This window comes from Pseudomonas sp. ICMP 3272 (assembly GCF_001466905.1).
Lineage (GTDB): Bacteria > Pseudomonadota > Gammaproteobacteria > Pseudomonadales > Pseudomonadaceae > Aquipseudomonas > Aquipseudomonas amygdali.
This window is the reverse complement of sequence record NZ_LKEK01000037.1, coordinates 97,041-118,966: the sequence shown is the minus strand read 5'-3', so window position 1 is coordinate 118,966 and position 21,926 is coordinate 97,041. Positions and strand designations below refer to the sequence as shown.

Sequence of the window (21,926 nt, the reverse complement as noted above, 5' to 3'; positions counted from 1 at the left end):
TTTATTATTTTATTGATCCTTAAAGGAGTGCGGCACATGTCAAAAGGGCATTCGCTACAAGACCCTTACTTGAATACCTTGCGAAAAGAGAAGGTCGGGGTATCGATCTACCTGGTCAACGGTATCAAGCTGCAGGGCACGATCGAGTCTTTCGACCAGTTCGTCATTTTGCTGAAGAATACTGTCAGCCAGATGGTCTACAAACACGCCATTTCCACCGTCGTACCGGTTCGCCCGATTCGCCTTCCCAGCGCTACCGACGCTGACGGCGCAGACGCCGAGCCAGGTAACGCCTGATAGGAGTCTGCCTTGTTCTTTGAGCGCCACAGTGGTGGTGAACGTGCAATTCTCGTTCATCTGGATGGTCAGGACCCTGAGGCGCGCGAAGATCCGCAGGAGTTTCAGGAGCTGGCCATATCGGCCGGTGCCGATACCGTTGCGTTTATCAACGTGCCGCGTCATCGGCCATCGGCCAAATACCTGATTGGCTCTGGCAAGGTCGAGGAGCTTCGCGACCAGGTCAAGGCCGAACAGGCTGATCTCGTTATCTTCAATCACACCCTCACGCCCAGTCAGGAACGTAACCTCGAACGCGTTTTCGAGTGCCGCGTGCTTGATCGTACGGGTCTGATCCTCGATATCTTTGCGCAGCGTGCACGTACCCACGAAGGCAAGCTTCAGGTCGAACTGGCCCAGCTTGAGCATATGAGTACGCGTCTGGTCCGTGGCTGGACTCACCTTGAGCGTCAGAAAGGTGGTATCGGCTTGCGCGGCCCAGGCGAAACCCAGCTCGAAACCGACCGACGTCTTCTGCGGGTTCGCCTGCGGCAGATCAAGGGTCGACTGGAGAAGGTTCGCAGTCAGCGCGATCAGGCACGTCGTGGACGTCGTCGCGCCGACATCCCTTCGGTTTCACTGGTGGGCTACACCAACGCCGGCAAATCGACCCTTTTCAACTCGGTGACCGATTCGGATGTGTTTGCGGCGGACCAGCTGTTCGCCACGCTCGATCCTACCTTGCGTCGCCTGCAACTCGATGACCTGGGTCCTATCGTGCTGGCCGATACCGTAGGCTTCATTCGCCATCTGCCGCACAAACTGGTAGAAGCGTTTCGAGCGACGCTTGAAGAGTCGAGCAACTCCGATTTACTGCTGCATGTGATCGACTCCCACGAGCCAGACCGCATGTCGCAGATCGAGCAGGTCATGGCCGTGCTCGGTGAGATCGGTGCCGAGGGCTTGCCGATCCTTGAGGTCTATAACAAACTCGATCTGCTTGAAGGCGTGGAGCCGCAGATACAGCGGGATGCCGATGGCAAACCGCAGCGTGTCTGGGTGTCTGCCCGTGATGGTCGAGGGCTGGATCTGCTCAAGCAGGCTATCGCCGAGCTGCTCGGTGACGACCTGTTTGTCGGCACGCTGCTTTTGCCTCAGAGTCTTGCCCGGCTGCGCGCCCAGTTTTTCGAATTGGGTGCGGTGCAGAGCGAAACGCATGACGAGGAAGGTGCCAGCGTGCTGGCCGTACGACTGCCGCGCGTTGAACTCAATCGACTGGTGAGTCGCGAAGGATTGCAGCCGCTGGAGTTCATCGAGCAACACACTTTGCAATAAAAGCACGAGAAAGCCGTTGTACGGCTTTCGCGAGCATTCTGTAGCATTGGTCGGCGCGCCGCGGGCGCGTCTTTGCTTTATCAGATGGAGAGCGCTATGGCTTGGAATGAGCCGGGTGGCAACTCGAATAATCAAGATCCCTGGGGTGGCAAACGCCGTGGCGGCGACCGCAAGGGACCACCTGATCTCGACGAGGCCTTCCGTAAGCTGCAGGAAAGCCTGAAGGGGTTGTTCGGCGGCGGTAACAAACGCGGCAGCGATGGCGGCGGCAGTGGTGGCGGTTCAGGCAAGGGCGGTGGCTTTGGCCTGCTCGGTATCGGCCTGGTCGTGCTCGTCGCTTTCTGGCTCTACAGCGCTATCTATGTTGTTGACGAGCAAGAGCAGGCTGTCGTGCTGCGTTTCGGTCAATACCACGAAACCGTAGGGCCGGGTCTCAACATCTACTTCCCGCCGTTCGATCGCAAGTACATGGAAAACGTGACTCGCGAGCGAGCCTACAGCAAGCAGGGCCAGATGCTCACCGAAGACGAGAACATCGTCGAAGTGCCGCTGACCGTGCAATACAAGATCAGCAACCTGCAGGACTTCGTCCTGAACGTCGATCAGCCTGAAATCAGCCTGCAGCACGCCACTGAAAGTGCGCTGCGCCATGTCGTGGGTTCCACGGCAATGGATCAGGTGCTGACTGAAGGTCGTGAACTGATGGCCAGCGAAATCAAGGAGCGTCTGCAACGCTTCCTCGATACCTACCGTACCGGCATCACCGTCACTCAGGTTAACGTACAGAGCGCCGCCGCGCCGCGTGAAGTTCAGGAAGCCTTCGATGACGTGATCCGCGCCCGTGAAGACGAGCAGCGTGCGCGTAACCAGGCTGAAAGCTATGCCAACGGTGTGATCCCGGAAGCCCGTGGTCAGGCTCAGCGCATCCTTGAAGATGCCAACGGCTACCGCGATGAAGTCGTTTCGCGCGCCAAGGGTGAGGCGGATCGCTTTACCAAACTGGTTGCCGAGTACCGCAAGGCTCCTGAAGTTACCCGCCAGCGTCTGTATCTGGACACCATGCAGGAAGTCTTCAGCAACACCAGCAAGGTTCTCGTGACCGGCGACAAGGGGCAGAACAATCTGCTTTATCTGCCGCTCGACAAGATGATCGAGAGCAGCCGCAGCAGTAACGGCAATGGCTCCAATTCAGGTACGCCATCGCAGTCGGCTAATGATGCTGCCGCTGCTGCCGCCGCTGCCCGGGCGAATGAGGCTCAGCAGCGTGGTGAAGTACGTACCAGGGAGACTCGCTGATGAGTAACAAATCACTGATCACCCTTATTGTCGGCGTGGTACTGGCAGTCATCGCCTGGAACAGCTTCTACATAGTGTCCCAGACCGAGCGCGCGGTTCTGCTGCAATTCGGTCGTGTGGTCCAGGCGGACGTTCAGCCGGGTCTGCATGTGAAGGTTCCTTACGTGAACCAGGTGCGTAAGTTCGACGGTCGTTTGCTGACCCTCGATGCACCGACCCAGCGTTTCCTGACATTGGAAAAGAAAGCGGTCATGGTCGATGCCTACGCCAAATGGCGTGTGAAGGATGCGGAGCGTTTCTACACCGCGACTTCCGGCCTCAAGCAGATCGCCGACGAGCGTCTTTCGCGTCGCCTGGAGTCGGGCCTGCGTGACCAGTTCGGCAAGCGCACCCTGCACGAAGTCGTGTCGGGTGAGCGTGATGCGCTGATGGCGGATATCACCGGTTCGCTGAACCGTATGGCCGAGAAAGAGCTGGGTATCGAAGTTGTCGATGTCCGGGTCAAGGCCATCGACCTGCCGAAGGAAGTGAATCGCAGCGTTTTCGAGCGTATGAGCACCGAGCGTGAGCGTGAAGCCCGCGAGCATCGTGCCAAGGGTAACGAGTTGGCTGAAGGCATTCGTGCCGACGCCGATCGTCAGCGTCGTGTGTTGCTGGCAGAAGCCTATCGCGAGTCGGAAGAAGCGCGTGGTGATGGTGATGCCCAGGCTGCCGCGATCTACTCCAAGGCGTATGGTCAGGATCAGGAGTTCTACGCGTTTTATCGTAGCCTGCGTGCCTACCGTGAAAGCTTTGCGAACAAGAGCGACGTGATGGTGCTTGATCCGAACAGCGAATTCTTTCGCTATCTGGAAAAAGCCAAGCCGTAATTAATCACCCGCCGGGCGGCAAAACCGCCCGGTGGGGTGAACGTACGGTGAAACGTGTGTATCATGCGGCAGCCGGGAAATTCCCGGCTTTTTTGCGTCTGCACGATTGATTGGCCGTATCTGAATCGGAACGCGGCAAGATTTTTCGAGGAAAGTGGTCTGCAAGGCCTGTCTCGGGCATTTGTCGTGCCCGTCATACGGCGCACCACTTTCTGCTTCACTCAAGGTCGGCCTGTAGGCTGGCCGCCTGGATCACAGGGGAATGGCGTAATGGCAACGGTCGACCGCTGGCTGCTACCAGATGGCATCGAAGAAGTACTGCCACCGGAAGCGGCGCGCATTGAAGTAGCGCGCCGTCAGGTGTTGGATCTGTTTCAGAGCTGGGGCTATGAGTTCGTCGTCACCCCGCATATCGAGTATCTCGAATCCCTGCTGACTGGCGCGGGTTCGGATCTGGACCTGCGCACCTTCAAGGTTATCGACCCGCAATCGGGCCGGCAGATGGGCTTTCGCGCCGACATCACGCCGCAGGTTGCACGCATCGATGCTCACACCCTCAAGCGTGAAGGCCCTAGCCGTCTGTGCTATGCGGGCAGTGTCCTGCACGCCCAGCCACGCGCGCTGTCTTCCTCGCGCAGCCCCATTCAACTGGGCGCCGAGCTGTACGGCGATGCCAGCCCGAGCAGTGACGTAGAAGTCATCAGCCTGATGCTGGCCATGTTGCAACTGGCCGATGTGCCGGATGTGCACATGGACCTTGGGCATGTCGGCATCTACCGTGGTCTGGCGCGTGCCGCTGGCCTGTCGGGAGAAGTCGAGCAGCAGTTGTTCGATGCACTGCAGCGCAAGGCTATTGATGAAGTGGTTGCCCTGACCGCCGATCTGCCGCAAGAGCTGGCTTCAATGCTGCGTGCGCTGGTTGATCTGTGCGGTGGTCGTGAGGTGCTGGATGCGGCGCGCGACCGTCTGGCTGGCGCACCTGCGCCGGTATTGGCTGCGCTGGATGATCTGCTGGCGATCGCCGAGCGCCTGGCTGCGCGCTTCCCGCAGTTGCCGCTGTACTTCGATCTCGGCGAGCTGCGTGGCTATCACTACCACACCGGTGTGGTGTTTGCGGTGTTCGTGCCTGGCGTGGGCCAGTCGATCGCGCAGGGCGGTCGTTACGATGACATCGGCGCCGACTTCGGCCGCGCCCGTCCGGCGACCGGCTTTTCTACCGACCTGAAAACCCTGGTTACCCTGGGGCAGGCAGAAATCGTCTTACCGTCTGGTGGCATCTGGGTGCCGGACAGTACGGATGCGGCACTCTGGCAGATGGTTTGCCAGTTGCGCAGTGAAGGTCAGCGTGTGGTTCAGGCTTTGCCTGGGCAGCAGGCGAGCGCCGCGCGTGAAGCCGACTGTGACCGGCAATTGATTCAGCATGGCGAGCACTGGCAGGTAATGCCGCTGGCTTCTTGAGTATTCCTGCCGGCCGCCGCCGGCACCAAGTTTGCGTGAATGAGGACAAGTGTTATGGGTAAGAATGTCGTAGTCCTGGGCACTCAATGGGGTGATGAGGGCAAAGGCAAGATCGTTGATCTGCTGACCGAACATGCTACCGCCGTAGTTCGCTATCAGGGTGGCCACAATGCTGGTCACACACTGGTGATCGACGGTGAGAAAACCGTATTGCACCTGATTCCGTCCGGTGTGCTGCGCGAAGGCGTGCAGTGCCTGATCGGTAACGGTGTAGTGGTTGCTCCCGACGCGCTCCTGCGCGAAATCATCAAGCTGGAAGAGAAAGGCATTCCAGTGCGTGAGCGTCTGCGCATCAGCCCGTCCTGCCCGCTGATCCTGTCGTACCACGTTGCATTGGACCAGGCGCGTGAGAAAGCCCGCGGCGAATTCAAGATCGGCACCACCGGTCGTGGTATCGGCCCGGCTTACGAAGACAAGGTTGCGCGTCGCGGTCTGCGCATTGGCGACCTGTTCCATCGCGAACGCTTCGCGGCCAAGCTGGGCGAGCTGCTCGACTACCACAACTTCGTGCTGGTCAATTACTACAAAGAGCCTGCCATCGACTTCCAGAAGACACTCGACGAGTGCATGGAATACGCCGATCTGCTCAAGCCGCTGATGCTCGACGTCACCGCTGCGCTGCATGAAATGCGTCGCGACGGCAAGGACATCATGTTCGAAGGTGCCCAGGGTTCGTTGCTGGACATCGACCACGGTACTTATCCGTACGTCACCAGCTCCAACACCACTGCTGGCGGTATCGCTACCGGTTCGGGTTTTGGTCCGATGTACCTGGATTACATTCTGGGCATTACCAAGGCTTACACCACGCGTGTGGGTTCGGGTCCGTTCCCGACCGAGCTGTTCGACGATGTCGGTGCTTTCCTGGCCAAGCGTGGTCATGAGTTCGGCGCTACCACCGGTCGCGCTCGTCGTTGCGGCTGGTTCGATGCCGTCATCCTGCGTCGCGCCATCGAAATCAACAGCATCTCGGGCCTGTGCCTGACCAAGCTGGACGTGCTCGACGGTCTTGAGACCATCAACATCTGCGTCGGCTACGAGAACGAAGAAGGCGCGGTCATCGACGCACCTACTGACGCCGACAGCTACCTGGGTCTGCGTCCGGTCTACGAGCAGATGCCTGGCTGGAGCGAATCCACGCTGGGTGCCAAGACCCTGGAAGAGTTGCCTGCAGCCGCTCGCGCCTACATCAAGCGCGTCGAAGAGCTGGTTGGCGCGCCTATCGATATCATTTCGACCGGTCCTGACCGTAACGAAACCATCGTGCTGCGTCACCCGTTCGGCTGATACGTCACCGCGCTGTACCAAGAGGGCCGCGTTTGCGGCCCTTTTTGTTTTCAGTGTCTGGTGGATTCAGCCCCGGCAAAAGTGAGACTTGTGTCACGGCACGGCGCTTGCTACAAAGATGACAGAAAAGTGCCATCATTTTAATGGCGCTGAGGGTGGAGGGATTCTCCTGTGTCTGCTGTCTTATCTCTATTGCAAAGCCGTCTGCTGCGCCCGGTCTTCATTGCCCTGGGCATTGCCCTTTTGGTGCAGGTCATCGTGGCGGTTGCTCTTACCCGGAGCACAGTCACAGCGCTTGAGGCTGACCTTGCCAATCGCCTTGGGGTAGATTCGCAACATCTTTCCTCCGAGCTTGAGCTGGCGAGTAGCGAAGTGACGTCGAGCCTCGACTCGCTTTCAGCCAGTACGCGTCAGCGCTTGAGCGTCGGACTTTCTACCCGCCTGAAGGAAGAGCAGGCCCAACTGCGCGCCACGCTGGAAAAAGACCTGAGAGAGTCCGCCACTGACATGGCCGAGCTGCTGGCTGCGGTTGCCCCGCGTGCCATGTGGGATAACGACACGCCAACCCTTTCTGAATTTGCCCGACGCGCCCAGCGCAATCCCAATGTGTTGTTTGTGGTCTATGACGACGCGGCAGGCGAGCACCTTACGCGGTACATGAACCGCGATAACCCGCTGGTCAAAGCGTTGCTGGCCAAGGGTGAGGGTGAGCGGGCGATGGACAAGATCCTCAATGCCGCGAAAAACGACCCGTCGGTGTATTACGTCGAGGCCTCCATCAGCCCTAACGGTGTTGAGATCGGCAAGGTGCGCATGGGAGTGTCCACGGCAACGGTCGAGGAAAATCTCGCTGCGCTGGACAAGCGTTTCGCCACCCTGATAACCAGTGGCGAGCAACTGGTTTCCGACAGCCTTGCCAGTGCTTCCAAAGACAGTTCGACCGCCTTGCGCACGCGCCTGCAATCCGCTCAGGCGGCGGGTGCTGCAATGACCGCCAATACGCGTGTTACGGTTCAGGAAGCCGCTGAAACGTTGCGCTGGCGGATCGGCATGGGGCTGGCGCTGGTCGGCCTGGGCGTACTGCTGTTACTGGCGGTGGTGCTCGGACGTCGTGTGGTCAGCAAGTTGCACCTGCTGATCGCGGCACTGAATGATTTGGCTGCGGGTGAGGGCGACCTGACCAAGCGCGTCAAGCTGGACAGCAATGACGAGATCGGCGACATGTCGGCTGCGGTCAACCGTTTCATCGACAAGTTGCAGCCTATCGTTCGTGAGGCGGGCGAGGTGGCGCAGCGCACCGGGCAGGAAATCGGTGTCATGAGCCAGCGTAACGCCGGGGCTGATGCGGCGGCCGAGCTGCAGCGTGATGAAGTGGCGGCCAGCCTCAAGGCGCTGGAGCAGATGGCTGATGAGGCGCAGTCGGAAAGCCAGGCGATGCAGGCGGCCTTGCGTCAGGTGGTCGATATCAAGCAAGCGACCGATGAAAACACCCGCACGTCCAATCAGGTCGGCGGTTTGATCGAGGCGCTGGCCGGGCAGGTTGAAACCGGTGCGCAGGTCATTGAGCGTCTGGCGCAGCAAAGCCAGCAGATCGAGGTCGTGCTGGAAGTTATCCACGGTATTGCCGAGCAAACCAACTTGCTCGCACTCAACGCAGCTATCGAAGCGGCGCGCGCGGGTGAAACGGGCAGGGGCTTTGCCGTGGTGGCTGACGAAGTGCGGGCGCTGGCCAGCAAGACGCAAAGCTCGACGGGCGATATCCAGGAACACATCATCGCCTTGCAGCGCGGCGCGAAAGAGGCGGTCGCTGCCATCGGCATCGCTGGCCGACAGGCTAAGGAAGGGCTGGAAGTATTACGTGACAGCGCCAAACGCCAGCAGACTGTGCAGGCTTCCGTCGAGCAAGTGCACGCTGCCATTGGTCTGGCGACCAAGGCGGCTGTACATCAGGCTGAAGGCGCGCAGGCCGTTCGCGGTCGGGTAGAGGTGATTCACGCTCAGGCCGAGCGTGCTGCCGAAGCAGTGGTCGAGACGACTGCTAGCGGCAAGGTACTCAGCGGGCTGGCTGCGCAGTTGAAGGCGAGCCTGGGGCAGTTTCGGGCTTGAGTATCATGCAGCGCTGCAAATGTGGCGCTGCCATGTCTGCGGAGGGGGGCTTTTCTGAAGTCGGAAAGCAAAAAACCGAGCCATTGGCTCGGTTTTTTTGAATTGGTGCCCAGAAGAAGACTCGAACTTCCACGACCTTGCGGTCACCAGCACCTGAAGCTGGCGTGTCTACCAATTTCACCATCTGGGCAGCATCAGCAGCGTCTCCGCCGTTGATGGGGCGCACTATACGGCGATCATTTTGCTCTGTAAACCCCTGTTTTGATTTAATAATCAAAACCTGAAAATGCAAAAACCCGCTTTCGCGGGTTTTTGTGAGGCTTGAGACTGTTGTAGTCTGTTGCCTGAATTGGTGCCCAGAAGAAGACTCGAACTTCCACGACCTTGCGGTCACCAGCACCTGAAGCTGGCGTGTCTACCAATTTCACCATCTGGGCAGCATCGGAAGGCATCAACCTGCCGATGGCGCGCACTATACGGAGCGCTTTTTAGGCTGTAAACCCCGGCGATGAAAAAAAGTCGAAAAAATTCGCGGGCGGTGTGTTTCGGGTGTTGCAGCGGGGTTGAGCAGGCTTTTTGTCCAGTGGATTGAGCGTGAAATTTCCCGTTTCATGAGGTCTATGCCAAACTAACCCCTATATATACAAGGTGAAAACTATCTAATGGCCGATTGGCAGTCCCTCGATCCCGAGGCCGCTCGTGAAGCGGAAAAATACGAAAACCCTATTCCCAGCCGTGAGCTGATCTTGCAGCACCTTGCCGAGCGCGGTTCGCCGGCCAGTCGCGAGCAACTGGTCGAAGAATTCGGCCTGACCACCGAAGATCAATTCGAGGCCCTGCGCCGTCGCCTTCGCGCGATGGAGCGCGACGCCCAGTTGATCTATACCCGTCGTGGCACTTATGCACCGGTAGACAAGCTTGACCTTATCCTGGGTCGCATCTCCGGGCATCGCGATGGCTTCGGCTTTCTGGTTCCAGATGACGGTTCCGATGACCTGTTCATGAGCCCGGCGCAAATGCGTCTGGTATTCGACGGCGACCGGGCGCTGGCGCGTGTTTCCGGCCTTGACCGTCGCGGTCGTCGCGAAGGCGTTATTGTCGAAGTGATCTCGCGTGCTCACGAAACCATCGTTGGTCGCTACTTCGAAGAGAGCGGCATTGGTTTTGTTGTACCCGATAACCCGAAAATCCAGCAGGAAGTGCTGGTGACGCCGGGTCGCAACAACGGCGCCAAGATCGGTCAGTTCGTCGAGGTGAAAATCACCCATTGGCCGACGCCGCGCTTCCAGCCGCAAGGCGACGTGATCGAAGTGGTGGGCAACTACATGGCGCCCGGCATGGAGATCGATGTCGCGCTGCGTACCTACGATATCCCGCATGTATGGCCCGAGGCAGTGCTCAAAGAGGCTGCCAAGCTCAAGCCGGAAGTCGAAGAGAAGGACAAGGAACACCGCGTCGATCTGCGCCATCTGCCGTTCGTGACCATCGACGGCGAAGACGCTCGTGACTTCGACGATGCGGTCTATTGCGAAGCCAAGCCGGGCAAGCTGCGTCTGTTCTCCGGTGGCTGGAAGCTCTACGTGGCGATTGCCGACGTATCGAGCTACGTGAAGATCGGCTCGGCGCTGGATGCAGAGTCCCAGGTGCGCGGCAACTCGGTGTATTTCCCCGAGCGCGTCGTGCCCATGCTGCCTGAGCAATTGTCAAACGGCCTCTGCTCGCTGAACCCGCACGTCGATCGTCTGGCCATGGTTTGTGAGATGACCATCTCCAAGACCGGCGAGATGACTGACTACGTATTCTACGAAGGCATCATCCACTCCCACGCTCGCCTGACCTACAACAAGGTCAGCACGATCCTGGAACAGCCGAAAACGGCTGAAGCCAAAAGCCTTCGCGGCGAATACGGCGACGTGGTTCCGCACCTCAAGCAGCTTTACGCCATGTACAAGGTGTTGCTGGGTGCGCGTCATGTGCGCGGTGCGATCGATTTCGAAACTCAGGAAACCCGGATCATCTTCGGTTCCGAGCGCAAGATTGCCGAAATTCGTCCGACCACTCGTAACGATGCTCACAAGCTGATCGAAGAGTGCATGCTGGCCGCCAACGTGGCCACCGCGCAGTTCTTGAAGAAGCACGAAATTCCCGCGTTGTACCGCGTCCATGATGGTCCGCCGCCAGAGCGTCTGGAAAAACTGCGTGCATTCCTCGGTGAGCTGGGGCTGACGCTGCACAAAGGCAAGGAAGGTCCGACACCGAAGGATTATCAGGCGCTGCTTGAAACCGTTCGTGACCGTCCGGATTACCACCTGATTCAGACCGTCATGCTGCGTTCGTTGAGCCAGGCCGTTTACAGCTCTGACAACAACGGCCACTTCGGTCTCAATTACGAAGCGTATACGCACTTCACTTCGCCGATCCGTCGTTATCCGGATCTGCTTACGCACCGTGCGATTCGCAGCGTTATCCGCTCCAAGCAGGATACCCCGCACGTACGCCGTGCCGGTGCTGCAACGATTCCGAAGGCGCGTATCTACCCGTACGACGACGCGCTGCTCGATCAGTTGGGCGAACAATGCTCGATGAGCGAGCGCCGTGCCGACGAGGCTACGCGCGACGTGGTCAACTGGCTCAAGTGCGAGTACATGAAAGATCGCGTGGGCGAGTCATTCCCGGGCGTGATTACGGCGGTAACCGGCTTTGGCCTGTTCGTCGAGCTGACTGACATCTACGTCGAGGGGCTGGTTCACGTCACGGCTCTGCCGGGTGATTACTACCATTTCGACCCCCTGCATCACCGCCTTGCCGGCGAGCGTACCGGGCGTAACTTCCGTCTGGGCGACAGCGTCGAAGTGCGAGTCATGCGTGTTGATCTGGATGAGCGCAAGATCGACTTCGAGATTTCCGAAACCGCAGCGGCTGCAACGCCGGTTGGTCGCAAGCGTCGTGGTCATGACACTGCGCCGCCTGCTACTACAGCGGCTGAAAAGGAAAAGGCGCCTGCCAAGTCCGGTCGCCGTAGCGCTTCTGCCAAGGAGAGCAGTACCGAAGCGTATCGCCCGAGCGATGCGGCGGCGAAAAACGCAGAAGTGCGTAAAAGTCGTGAGCTGAAAAAAGCCCTTCTGGCAGACGCGAAGGGTGGTAGCAAGGCGTCGTCGGGAAAGTCTGACAGGTCGGGCTCTGCTCCTTCGTCGAGCAAGCCGGCCAGTAAACACCGTAAAGGTCCGTCAAAATCGGGCTCCGCGCCAACCGCGAAAAGCGGTGGCGCTCGTAAACCCAAGGCCAAGTCATGAGTCAGCTGGAAAAAATCTACGGCGTTCACGCCGTAGAAGCGTTACTTCGTCATCACCCGAAACGCGTCAAGCACATCTGGCTGGCCGAGGGTCGTAACGACCCCCGCGTTCAGACGCTGGTGGCGCTGGCGGGTGAGAATCGCGTGACCATTGGTCAGGCGGAGCGTCGCGAAATGGATGCCTGGGTCGAAGGCGTGCATCAAGGTGTGGTTGCCGATGTGAGTCCTAGCCAGGTCTGGGGCGAGGCAATGCTCGACGAGCTACTCGACCGCAGCGAAGGTTCGCCGTTGCTGCTGGTGCTTGATGGTGTGACCGATCCGCACAACCTCGGCGCCTGCCTGCGTACCGCCGATGCGGCAGGTGCACTGGCCGTGATCGTGCCCAAGGACAAGTCTGCAACCTTGACGCCAGCGGTGCGCAAAGTCGCCTGCGGTGCGGCAGAAGTCATCCCGCTGGTGGCTGTGACCAACCTGGCGCGCACGCTGGAAAAGCTCCAGCAGCGCGGCTTGTGGGTTGTCGGCACGGCAGGCGAGGCCGAGGTCGAGTTGTATCAGCAGGACCTGACCGGCCCGACCATCATCATCATGGGTGCGGAAGGCAAGGGCATGCGTCGCCTGACCCGCGAGCACTGCGATTATCTGGTGCGTCTGCCGATGGCGGGCAGTGTCAGCAGTCTGAACGTGTCGGTCGCGACCGGCGTGTGTCTGTTTGAAGCGCTGCGTCAGCGCAGTGTCAAGGCTGCCGGCAAAAAAGCCTGATTTCGGCGCCTGGCCAGAGTGAGCAGGTCGCGCCATGCGATCTGCTCATTAATTCACCAATTGCCTTGCGCCTCCCTCGCCCCTTCTCTACAATTGCGCCCCTTGCTGTCACGGCAGGCGCGCATGTGCCTGTCCCTGAGCAAGACCAACAGTGTCATTCACTCCTTGTCTGACCGCTTTTGAGCGGCAGGCTACAACCCGTAAGGAGCATTCATGCGTCATTACGAAATTATCTTTTTGGTCCACCCGGATCAAAGCGAGCAAGTCGGCGGCATGGTAGAGCGTTACACCAAGCTGATCGAAGAAGACGGCGGCAAAATCCACCGTCTGGAAGATTGGGGCCGTCGTCAACTGGCTTACGCAATCAACAATGTTCACAAGGCTCACTACGTGATGCTGAACGTTGAGTGCACTGGCAAGGCTCTGGCCGAGCTGGAAGACAACTTCCGTTACAACGATGCTGTGATCCGTAACCTGGTCATCCGTCGCGACGAAGCCGTAACTGGCCAGTCCGAGATGCTCAAGGCTGAAGAGAACCGCAGTGAGCGCCGTGAGCGTCGTGACCGTCCTGAGCACTCCGACAGCGCCGATGGCGATGACGGCGACAACAGCGACGTTAGCGATAACGCTGACGAGTAATCCACGGACCTTTTGAGGAGCCAATTACATGGCACGTTTCTTCCGTCGTCGTAAATTCTGCCGCTTCACCGCTGAAGACGTCAAAGAGATCGATTACAAAGATCTCAACACTCTGAAAGCCTACGTATCCGAGACCGGCAAAATCGTTCCAAGCCGTATCACTGGTACCAAAGCACGTTATCAGCGTCAGCTGGCCACCGCTATCAAGCGTGCCCGCTTCCTGGCCCTGCTGGCCTACACCGACAGCCACGGCCGCTGAGACCAGGTAGTCGACAAAACGTAACAAAGGATAGAAAGCATGCGTGCCCTGGCTGAATTCATCATGCGCGGCCGTATGCAGGCCACTCTCGTAGTGGCTGGATGTGCGGCATTGCCGCTGTTGTTCTGGTTGAGTGCTGCCGCAGGGTGCCTTGTGCTTCTGCGACGCGGGTTCAGTGATGCCGTTGGTGTTCTGTCCTGGGCTCTGCTGCCGGCTTTGGTCTGGTGGTATTTCGGCGAACCTCGTACAGCCATGGTGCTGGCAGGTTCGCTGAGTTTGGCAATGGTTTTGCGTGCCAGCGAGTCCTGGGTCCGCGTGCTGCTGGTCAGCGTGGCGTTGGGTGTGGTGTATGCAGTAATTCTGGGCACGGTTTTTCGCGAACCTCTGGAAGCAATGTCGCAGGAGCTGCAAAAGCATCTGCCGACAATGCTGGCCGGGCTCTACGAGCAGTTGAACGTAGAAGAGCGAGCGCGTCTGGGGGCACTGATTGCACCCGTCCTGAATGGCCTGATAGCGGCTGTGCTGCAAATTGTCAGTGTGCTGTGCCTGATTCTTGGGCGGTACTGGCAAGCGATGTTGTACAACCCTGGTGGTTTCGGGCGTGAATTTCGCGCTGTGAAACTCCCGCTGGTGCCTGCGTTGGCGCTGTTGGTGTGCATGCTGGTGGGGCCGAATTTCGGTCCGCAGATAGCAATGCTTACACCGCTTTGCAGCGTACCGCTGGTGTTTGCGGGGCTGGCTCTGATCCACGGTCTGGTTGCTGAAAAGCGGCTTTCCCGGTTCTGGCTGGTAGGGATGTACATAACGCTGCTGGTGTTCATGCAACTGATCTATCCGTTGCTCGTGGTAATTGCCATTGTCGACAGCCTGATTGATTTTCGCGGTCGCCGGAGTTCGAAAGATTCCGGCAATGGTCCTGCGAACGGTGAAGGTTAAAAGTTAAGAGGATTTCCACATGCAATTGATCCTTCTGGAAAAAGTCGCCAACCTGGGCAACCTGGGCGACAAAGTAAACGTTAAGGCCGGCTACGGTCGTAACTACCTGCTGCCTTACGGCAAAGCAACCGCTGCAACCGCTGCCAACGTGGCTGCGTTTGAAGAGCGTCGTGCAGAGCTGGAAAAACTGGCTGCAGACAAGAAAGCATCTGCCGAAACTCGCGCTGCTCAACTGGCTGAGCTGGAAGTGACTATCACTGCCACCGCTGGTGACGAAGGCAAGCTGTTCGGTTCGATCGGTACGCACGACATCGCTGATGCACTGACCGCCTCCGGCGTTGAAGTTGCAAAAAGCGAAGTTCGTCTGCCGAACGGCACTATCCGCAATGTTGGCGAATACGACGTAGCCGTGCACCTGCACAGCGACGTAGAAGCGACCGTACGCGTTGTCGTAGTGGCTGCTTAAGCAATACGTAATCGTCTGGCGGCATTGCTGCCAGAGGATTAACATCGGGCACGATCCTGTTCACAGGTCGTGCCCTTTGTCTTTGTGCCATCCCCATTCTGCAAACCTCGAATTGAAGTGGCCATGAACGATATTTCCACCCCCGAACAATACGATCTGCAAACCGCTGCCCTGAAGGTGCCGCCACATTCCATCGAGGCCGAACAGGCCGTGCTCGGTGGTTTGATGCTGGATAACAACGCCTGGGAGCGGGTGCTTGATCAAGTTTCCGATGGTGATTTCTATCGACATGACCACCGCCTGATATTCCGCGCCATCGCCCGCTTGGCCGACCAGAACAGCCCGATTGACGTGGTCACCCTGGCTGAACAGCTGGACAAGGAAGGGCAGACCTCGCAAGTAGGCGGCCTGGGCTACCTCAGTGAGCTGGCGAAAAACACGCCTTCTGTCGCCAACATCAAGGCCTACGCGCAGATTGTCCGGGCCCGTGCCACATTGCGGCAATTGATCGGCATCAGCACCGAAATTGCCGACAGTGCGTTCAACCCGGAAGGCCGTACCGCCGAAGAAATTCTTGACGAGGCTGAGCGGCAGATCTTCCAGATCGCCGAAGCGCGCCCCAAGACGGGCGGTCCGGTCAGCGTCAATGACCTGCTGACCAAGGCCATCGACCGTATCGATACCCTGTTCAACAGCGACAACGCCATTACCGGTCTGTCGACCGGGTATACCGATCTCGATGAAAAAACCAGCGGATTGCAACCCGCCGACCTGATCATCGTTGCCGGACGTCCTTCGATGGGTAAGACCACCTTCGCCATGAACCTAGTCGAGAATGCGGTGCTGCGCAGTGACAAGGTGGTTCTGGTCTACTCGCTGGAGATGCCAGGTGAATCGCTGATCATGCGTATGTTGTCGTCACTGGGGCGCATCGACCAGACCAAGGTGCGCGCGGGTCAGCTCGACGACGATGACTGGCCGCGGCTGACGTCTGCGGTCAACCTGCTCAATGATCGCAAGCTGTTCATCGATGACACTGCCGGTATCAGCCCGTCCGAAATGCGTGCGCGTACCCGGCGGATCGTACGTGAGCACGGCGATATCGCCATGATCATGATCGACTACCTGCAGTTGATGCAGATTCCCGGCTCGAGCGGTGACAACCGGACCAACGAAATTTCCGAGATTTCGCGCTCGCTGAAAGCGCTGGCCAAGGAATTCAACTGCCCGGTCATTGCCCTGTCGCAGCTCAACCGCTCCCTTGAGCAGCGGCCGAACAAGCGTCCGATCAACTCCGACCTCCGGGAATCCGGAGCGATCGAGCAGGACGCCGACGTGATCATGTTCGTCTACCGGGACGAGGTGTATCACCCGGAAACCGAGCATAAAGGCATTGCCGAGATCATCATCGGCAAGCAGCGTAACGGGCCGATCGGCACCACGCGCCTCGCTTTCATCGGCAAATACACGCGTTTCGAGAACCTGGCACCGGGCAGTTACAACTTCGACGACGATTGACCCGAGGTCAGGCACATCAAATCCGACCACTGTCGTCGGGTTTGATCAAAAAATGTGCTATATTCCGCGCCCGCGATTTTTCCAACGTGCAAACGTAGGTCCTGAACATGCAAGCAGCCAAGCCGTTATTTGACTATCCCAAGTACTGGGCCGAATGTTTCGGACCAGCACCTTTCCTGCCCATGAGCCGGGAAGAGATGGATCTGCTTGGCTGGGATTCCTGCGACATCATCATCGTTACCGGTGATGCGTACGTCGATCACCCGTCTTTCGGCATGGCGATCATCGGCCGTCTGCTTGAGTCCCAGGGCTTTCGGGTCGGGATCATTGCGCAGCCAAACTGGCAGTCCAAAGACGACTTCATGAAGCTCGGCGAGCCGAACCTGTTCTTCGGTGTCGCTGCAGGCAACATGGACTCGATGATCAACCGCTATACCGCGGACAAGAAGATTCGCTCCGATGACGCCTATACCCCTGGCGGCATGGCTGGCAAGCGTCCGGACCGCGCGAGTCTGGTCTACAGCCAGCGCTGCAAGGAAGCCTACAAGCATGTACCAATCGTGCTGGGTGGCATCGAAGCTTCGCTGCGCCGCATCGCGCACTATGACTACTGGCAGGACAAGGTTCGCAACTCGATCCTGATTGACGCCTGCGCCGACATCCTGCTGTACGGCAATGCCGAACGCGCGATTGTCGAAGTAGCTCAGCGCCTGTCCTATGGCCACAAGATCGAAGACATCACCGATGTGCGCGGCACCGCGTTCATTCGTCGCGACACGCCGCAGGGCTGGTATGAGGTCGACTCCACGCGTATCGACCGTCCGGGCAAGGTCGACAAGATCATCAACCCGTACGTCAACACCCAGGACACGCAGGCCTGCGCCATCGAGCAGGAAAAAGGCAACGTCGAGGACCCTAACGAAGCCAAGGTGGTGCAGATTCTTGCCAGCCCGCGCATGACCCGGGACAAGACGGTCATCCGCCTGCCATCGGTGGAAAAGGTCCGTAATGACGCTGTGCTGTATGCCCACGCCAACCGCGTCTTGCACCTTGAAACCAACCCGGGCAACGCCCGCGCGCTGGTGCAGAAGCATGGAGAGGTCGACGTCTGGTTCAACCCGCCGCCCATTCCGATGACCACTGAAGAAATGGACTACGTGTTTGGCATGCCTTACGCGCGTGTCCCGCATCCTGCATACGGCAAGGAAAAGATCCCTGCCTACGACATGATTCGTTTCTCGGTGAACATCATGCGTGGCTGCTTCGGCGGCTGCACCTTCTGCTCGATCACCGAGCATGAAGGCCGGATCATTCAGAACCGCTCCGAAGAGTCGATCATTCGCGAAATCGAAGAGATCCGCGACAAGGTGCCGGGCTTTACCGGAGTCATTTCCGACCTGGGCGGCCCAACCGCGAACATGTACCGCATCGCCTGCAAAAGCCCGGAGATCGAATCGGCTTGCCGTAAGCCGTCCTGCGTATTCCCCGGCATCTGCCCGAACCTGAACACCGATCACTCATCGCTGATTCAGCTGTATCGCAGTGCCCGCGCCCTGCCGGGCGTGAAGAAAATCCTGATCGCCTCGGGCCTGCGCTACGACCTGGCGGTCGAGTCGCCGGAGTATGTCAAAGAGCTGGTAACGCACCACGTGGGTGGTTACCTGAAGATCGCCCCGGAACACACCGAGGAAGGTCCGCTCAACCAGATGATGAAGCCGGGCATTGGCAGCTATGACAAGTTCAAGCGCATGTTCGAGAAGTACACCAAGGAAGCCGGCAAGGAGCAGTACCTGATTCCTTACTTCATCGCCGCACACCCCGGCACCACCGATGAAGACATGATGAACCTGGCGCTGTGGCTCAAGGGCAACGGCTTCCGCGCGGATCAGGTGCAGGCGTTCTACCCGTCGCCGATGGCAACCGCCACGGCCATGTACCACTCCGGCAAGAACCCGTTGCGCAAGGTCACCTACAAGAGCGACGCAGTCACGATTGTGAAGAGTGAAGCGCAGCGTCGTCTGCACAAGGCCTTCCTGCGCTATCACGACCCGAAAGGCTGGCCGATGCTGCGCGAGGCCCTTGAACGCATGGGCCGTGCCGATCTGATCGGGCCGGGCAAGGATCAACTGATCCCGTTGCATCAGCCGGCGACCGACAGCTATCAAAGTGCGCGCCGCAAGAACTCGACGCCAGCCGGCAGCCACAAGGTTGCCAAGAACGCGAAGACTACGCTGATCCAGACCCAGCATACTGGCCTGCCACCGCGTGGCAGCGATGGCAGCAAGCCGTGGGACAAACGCGAAGAGGCCAAGGCCGCCGCAATGGCGCGCAACAAGCAGGCCGCCAAGGAGCGCATGGATGCAGCCAAGGGTGGCAAGGGCAAAGGCGGCAAGCCAGCCCGCAAGCCTGTAGTGCCTCGCTGATAGCTATGGGCCGCAGGTACGCTTGTGCCTGCGGCCCGGCTGTTCTTCAGGTCAGGTAGCCTTTTGCTCTTCAGCTTGAGGCTCCTGCGTGCCCATACTGGCGAGAAGTCTGCGACTGTAACCCTTACCTACGTTTATCGCCAAAAATTTCCAGGTGACGTGCTTCACGACGAATTGCGAAACGCCAGTCAATACTTTCCCCGCCATGTCAGGGGCTAGCCTGATATTGATCGAGGTGGTACCTCTGAGTGTGATGCGCGTCTTCATGAGCAATTTCGAAACATGAACTTTGCCACCTCGGGCTATCAGATTTCTGCCTAAACGCGTGGCGACCTTTGCAGTACCTGCAAGTAGCTTTCCGGCGAAACCACCGTACGGAATCATGTAGACCGTCAGCCCTAGTGCTCCTGCCCTCATGCGGTTTTTCTCTCCGGACAGGAGGCTTTTGAATTCGGGCCAGGGCGTCAGAGATATCAGGATATTGGTTATCTCTTCGATAGCCCCGGGCGCGCTTTTGTCCTTTTCTATTTTGGTAATGCCTTTGCATTGTGCATAAAGGTCATCCTCATTAACGTAGAACAACTGGCTGCAGACAATACTGGCAATGCCGGTACAGCGTTTTGAAAAAGTGGTTATGGGCATATGCAGGGCTGTCTCAGTGTTCGATGGGCCGAATGGCTCGCCAACAATTTCTGCAATCATGGTGGCGGTCGCGCCCTCACGCGGTTCATCGCCGCGCAGGTAGGCGTTTTGATCAAACGGCAATGTTCTTCCCTTATTGACAACCACCGGCGTCGGGATTGTGGATGTAATCGTCCAGAACTCGATCCCGGGTACACCATTCTCGATAAGCGCCTTCAGATCAGGGCGATACCGCACCCTCATCAACAGCGGGAAAACTTCGTAGAACCTTGTTTTACCTTCGTAGACAGCCTCAATGATAAAACCGGCGCGCCCTCGTAGTGGTTCTCGATGCTTCTCGCTTTCTGCAACAGCCATCAGGTCTTGGGTCGGTAGTCTGAGCGAGTAGAGTGATACGGCACCATTTTCGATGGCCAGGCGATGCTTGAAAGGCAGTTGAGTCAGCAACTTTTTAATGATTGTCGCGTAAGCCTTGCGGGCATCCGCCAGATAAGCCTGAAACTCACGCTCGAATTGTTGATTGATGTCTGGCAGCGCCTTGTACAGCAACTGCATTTCACGGTTTATGGGAAGCAGGCCTTCCGTGCTGTCGCGCCCTGGCAGTCTCCAGTCATCAATGTTTTCACCGGCCATGTAGACCTCCAGCAACGACGACGAATCGTGTTTTATGCCGTAAGCGTTATAGGGCAGATTGGATGCTGAGAGGGTGCCTTTATGATCGCGATAGACAGGCGTATGGCTTTTGCGTAGCACCGCCAGCCTGGGGCGTAGATCAATGGGCGGGAATGGGTAATCTTCCTGCTCAAGTATCTGTTGAATTGCAGGCGTTCTTCGCGCTTCTGTCATGGCGACGATGGCCATCGCCTTGCGTTCTGGCGCTGTGCGAACCAGTGCATTCACGGCTTCAAGTGATTCGGTTTCGGACTCTTCGAACGCGCTGACTGCCTGTGCTATCTCTTGTTCGGAATAAGGCAGGTTGCCCTGAATGCGGATATAACCGTTGGCCTGCGCCCATGCCAGAAGGATGGGCAGGCGGGTTGTGACATAGGCGGCTTGCTGTTCTTCGGTGTCCATCCTTTTGTTGAAGATCACTGGCAGTTCGATCAGGTCGTCAAAGCTCATCCAGCGTGAAGAACCAAACTCGATGGCTTCCGCAAGGGTGACCCCATGCTGAAAATTGACCCACACTTCAGTACAACCGTATGGCAGATCGTCGGGAACACCGTTGACCAGCCATTCAGGGCAGTTCTCCAGTGCCAGTATGAAGCGTGCGAGTGTTGCTTCGTTGATCGACGCCGCCTTGCCCGTGTGGATCAGGTGGCTGTGCATATCGTTCAGGATGTCAGCGTGGCTACGCCCCAGGTTTTCTGTTCTGGAGAATGGGTAGCCGGCAATTTCTCCAGGCTTTCGATCCTCAGGTTGCTGAAGATCGCTGCTGATGGCATGCCATAAAATCCGGTCCATGAGTGTCATCAGGGACGCGGACGTTTCTTCCTCAGGCCGATCAAGTTGTGCCAGCAGCGTTTGCCCCAATGCCCTTGCCGGTCCGGATCTGAGAACCCGGGCCATAACCGCCACTGGGGAGTCCTGCACATCTGCCAGTGGACAGGAGGCAATGATTTCAGCACCCAGCTTGCTTAGCAGCGTGCCACCCTCGTTGCCCAGGTACTCAGTGCGGGCTCGTTTCAGGTCCTGCAGATTTTTCGGTGTCAGCATGGCCTTGATGTCGAACTGATCAATAAGCCCCAATTCCTGACTGGCGCGAAGTTCTGCCAGCGTATTGAGCAGGGTTTTGATTGCCGTTGTGTCAGGCGATGGTGGAAGCGACAACCCGTAGTTGTAGCTCAGCATCAATGCCAGGCTGACGCTGCCATCGCTGTCTATCTGAAACGGCAACTCCTGCTTTTCGGCTTGAAGCGGTGCAGGCAGAGCCGCTTTCTCAGCGCAGTATTCGCCGAATCCGGACGCTGGATCTGGCTTGATCCGAATGTCTTCAAGGCTGATAGGGGCATTGCTGCTCTGCATTACCGCAAGCAATGCTTTTCGTGTCGTCTCGTAGTCAGCACTTTCGGCCGGATCCATGAGGTCGATGTGAGCGTCGACAGCTTGGGCCGGTTCTGAAAGCGGTTGTTGCGCGGGATTTAGCTGTGTCATTACAAGTGCTCCGATAATGGTTAATCATTGGAGGACGATGTAATCAGGCATCAATCTGGCTGTGGCACTAAGTAAATATTGCGTGCGGGTCCAACCTTATTGCCCTGTGCGCCCCGTTTCCGTGCGACCCTTGCACCTTCAGTTCAGGCGA

The 21,926-nt window shown here is 58.2% G+C and carries 16 protein-coding genes and 2 tRNA genes; 15 read left to right on the top strand and 3 right to left on the bottom strand.

Going from position 1 to position 21,926, the window contains the following annotated elements; genetic code table 11:
- Positions 1–36 precede the first annotated feature (36 nt).
- The 7 genes from hfq (at position 37) to AO068_RS05650 (ending at position 8,687) form a co-directional block, all read left to right on the top strand.
- Complete coding sequence (gene hfq / locus AO068_RS05680; RefSeq protein ID WP_002551819.1) at positions 37–297, top strand: RNA chaperone Hfq; 261 nt, start codon at positions 37–39, stop codon at positions 295–297.
- 12 nt (positions 298–309) lie between these two features.
- Positions 310–1,611 carry a ribosome rescue GTPase HflX gene (gene hflX / locus AO068_RS05675; protein ID WP_002551820.1) on the top strand — a complete coding sequence of 434 codons (1,302 nt, stop codon included), beginning with the start codon at positions 310–312 and terminating at the stop codon, positions 1,609–1,611.
- Between the two features lie 96 nt (positions 1,612–1,707).
- A complete protein-coding gene (gene hflK / locus AO068_RS05670) occupies positions 1,708–2,907 on the top strand; it encodes an FtsH protease activity modulator HflK (protein ID WP_002551821.1) in 1,200 nt (399 codons plus the stop codon).
- Complete coding sequence (gene hflC, locus AO068_RS05665; protein WP_002551822.1) at positions 2,907–3,776, top strand: protease modulator HflC; 870 nt, start codon at positions 2,907–2,909, stop codon at positions 3,774–3,776. The genes hflK and hflC overlap by 1 nt, the downstream gene beginning before the upstream one ends.
- A 270-nt stretch (positions 3,777–4,046) precedes the next feature.
- A complete protein-coding gene (locus tag AO068_RS05660) occupies positions 4,047–5,234 on the top strand; it encodes an ATP phosphoribosyltransferase regulatory subunit (RefSeq protein WP_057402892.1) in 1,188 nt (395 codons plus the stop codon).
- Between the two features lie 54 nt (positions 5,235–5,288).
- Complete coding sequence (locus AO068_RS05655) at positions 5,289–6,581, top strand: adenylosuccinate synthase (protein ID WP_002551824.1); 1,293 nt, start codon at positions 5,289–5,291, stop codon at positions 6,579–6,581.
- Positions 6,582–6,752: 171 nt separating this feature from the next.
- A complete protein-coding gene (locus AO068_RS05650; RefSeq protein ID WP_058401221.1) occupies positions 6,753–8,687 on the top strand; it encodes a methyl-accepting chemotaxis protein in 1,935 nt (644 codons plus the stop codon).
- A 103-nt stretch (positions 8,688–8,790) separates the two neighbouring features.
- On the opposite strand, the gene AO068_RS05645 is transcribed toward AO068_RS05650, so the two are convergent.
- A tRNA-Leu gene (locus tag AO068_RS05645) sits at positions 8,791–8,877 on the bottom strand.
- A gap of 160 nt (positions 8,878–9,037) precedes the next feature.
- A tRNA-Leu gene (locus AO068_RS05640) sits at positions 9,038–9,124 on the bottom strand.
- 225 nt (positions 9,125–9,349) lie between these two features.
- Between AO068_RS05640 and rnr the strand changes: the two genes are divergently transcribed.
- The 8 genes from rnr to AO068_RS05600 all read left to right on the top strand — a co-directional run bounded on the left by rnr (position 9,350) and on the right by AO068_RS05600 (position 18,979).
- Positions 9,350–11,980 (top strand): ribonuclease R, encoded by a 2,631-nt coding sequence (gene rnr / locus AO068_RS05635; protein ID WP_058407864.1) that lies wholly within the window; start codon positions 9,350–9,352, stop codon positions 11,978–11,980.
- Entirely contained in the window at positions 11,977–12,738 is a 762-nt protein-coding gene (gene rlmB / locus AO068_RS05630) for a 23S rRNA (guanosine(2251)-2'-O)-methyltransferase RlmB (RefSeq protein ID WP_004666402.1), read from the top strand. The genes rnr and rlmB overlap by 4 nt, the downstream gene beginning before the upstream one ends.
- A gap of 213 nt (positions 12,739–12,951) precedes the next feature.
- Entirely contained in the window at positions 12,952–13,377 is a 426-nt protein-coding gene (gene rpsF / locus AO068_RS05625; protein ID WP_002551828.1) for a 30S ribosomal protein S6, read from the top strand.
- Between the two features lie 28 nt (positions 13,378–13,405).
- A complete protein-coding gene (gene rpsR, locus AO068_RS05620; protein WP_002551829.1) occupies positions 13,406–13,636 on the top strand; it encodes a 30S ribosomal protein S18 in 231 nt (76 codons plus the stop codon).
- Between the two features lie 39 nt (positions 13,637–13,675).
- Complete coding sequence (locus tag AO068_RS05615; RefSeq protein ID WP_004666401.1) at positions 13,676–14,572, top strand: hypothetical protein; 897 nt, start codon at positions 13,676–13,678, stop codon at positions 14,570–14,572.
- A 19-nt stretch (positions 14,573–14,591) separates the two neighbouring features.
- A complete protein-coding gene (gene rplI, locus AO068_RS05610) occupies positions 14,592–15,038 on the top strand; it encodes a 50S ribosomal protein L9 (RefSeq protein ID WP_002551831.1) in 447 nt (148 codons plus the stop codon).
- Between the two features lie 123 nt (positions 15,039–15,161).
- Positions 15,162–16,556 (top strand): replicative DNA helicase, encoded by a 1,395-nt coding sequence (dnaB, locus tag AO068_RS05605; RefSeq protein WP_058407863.1) that lies wholly within the window; start codon positions 15,162–15,164, stop codon positions 16,554–16,556.
- Positions 16,557–16,663: 107 nt separating this feature from the next.
- Positions 16,664–18,979, top strand: coding sequence for a YgiQ family radical SAM protein (locus AO068_RS05600; protein WP_002551833.1), 2,316 nt, complete (start codon positions 16,664–16,666; stop codon positions 18,977–18,979).
- 51 nt (positions 18,980–19,030) lie between these two features.
- Here AO068_RS05600 and AO068_RS05595 read toward each other — a convergent pair whose 3' ends face one another.
- Positions 19,031–21,775, bottom strand: a complete 2,745-nt coding sequence (locus AO068_RS05595; protein ID WP_058407862.1) for a hypothetical protein — start codon at positions 21,773–21,775, stop codon at positions 19,031–19,033.
- Positions 21,776–21,926 lie beyond the last annotated feature (151 nt).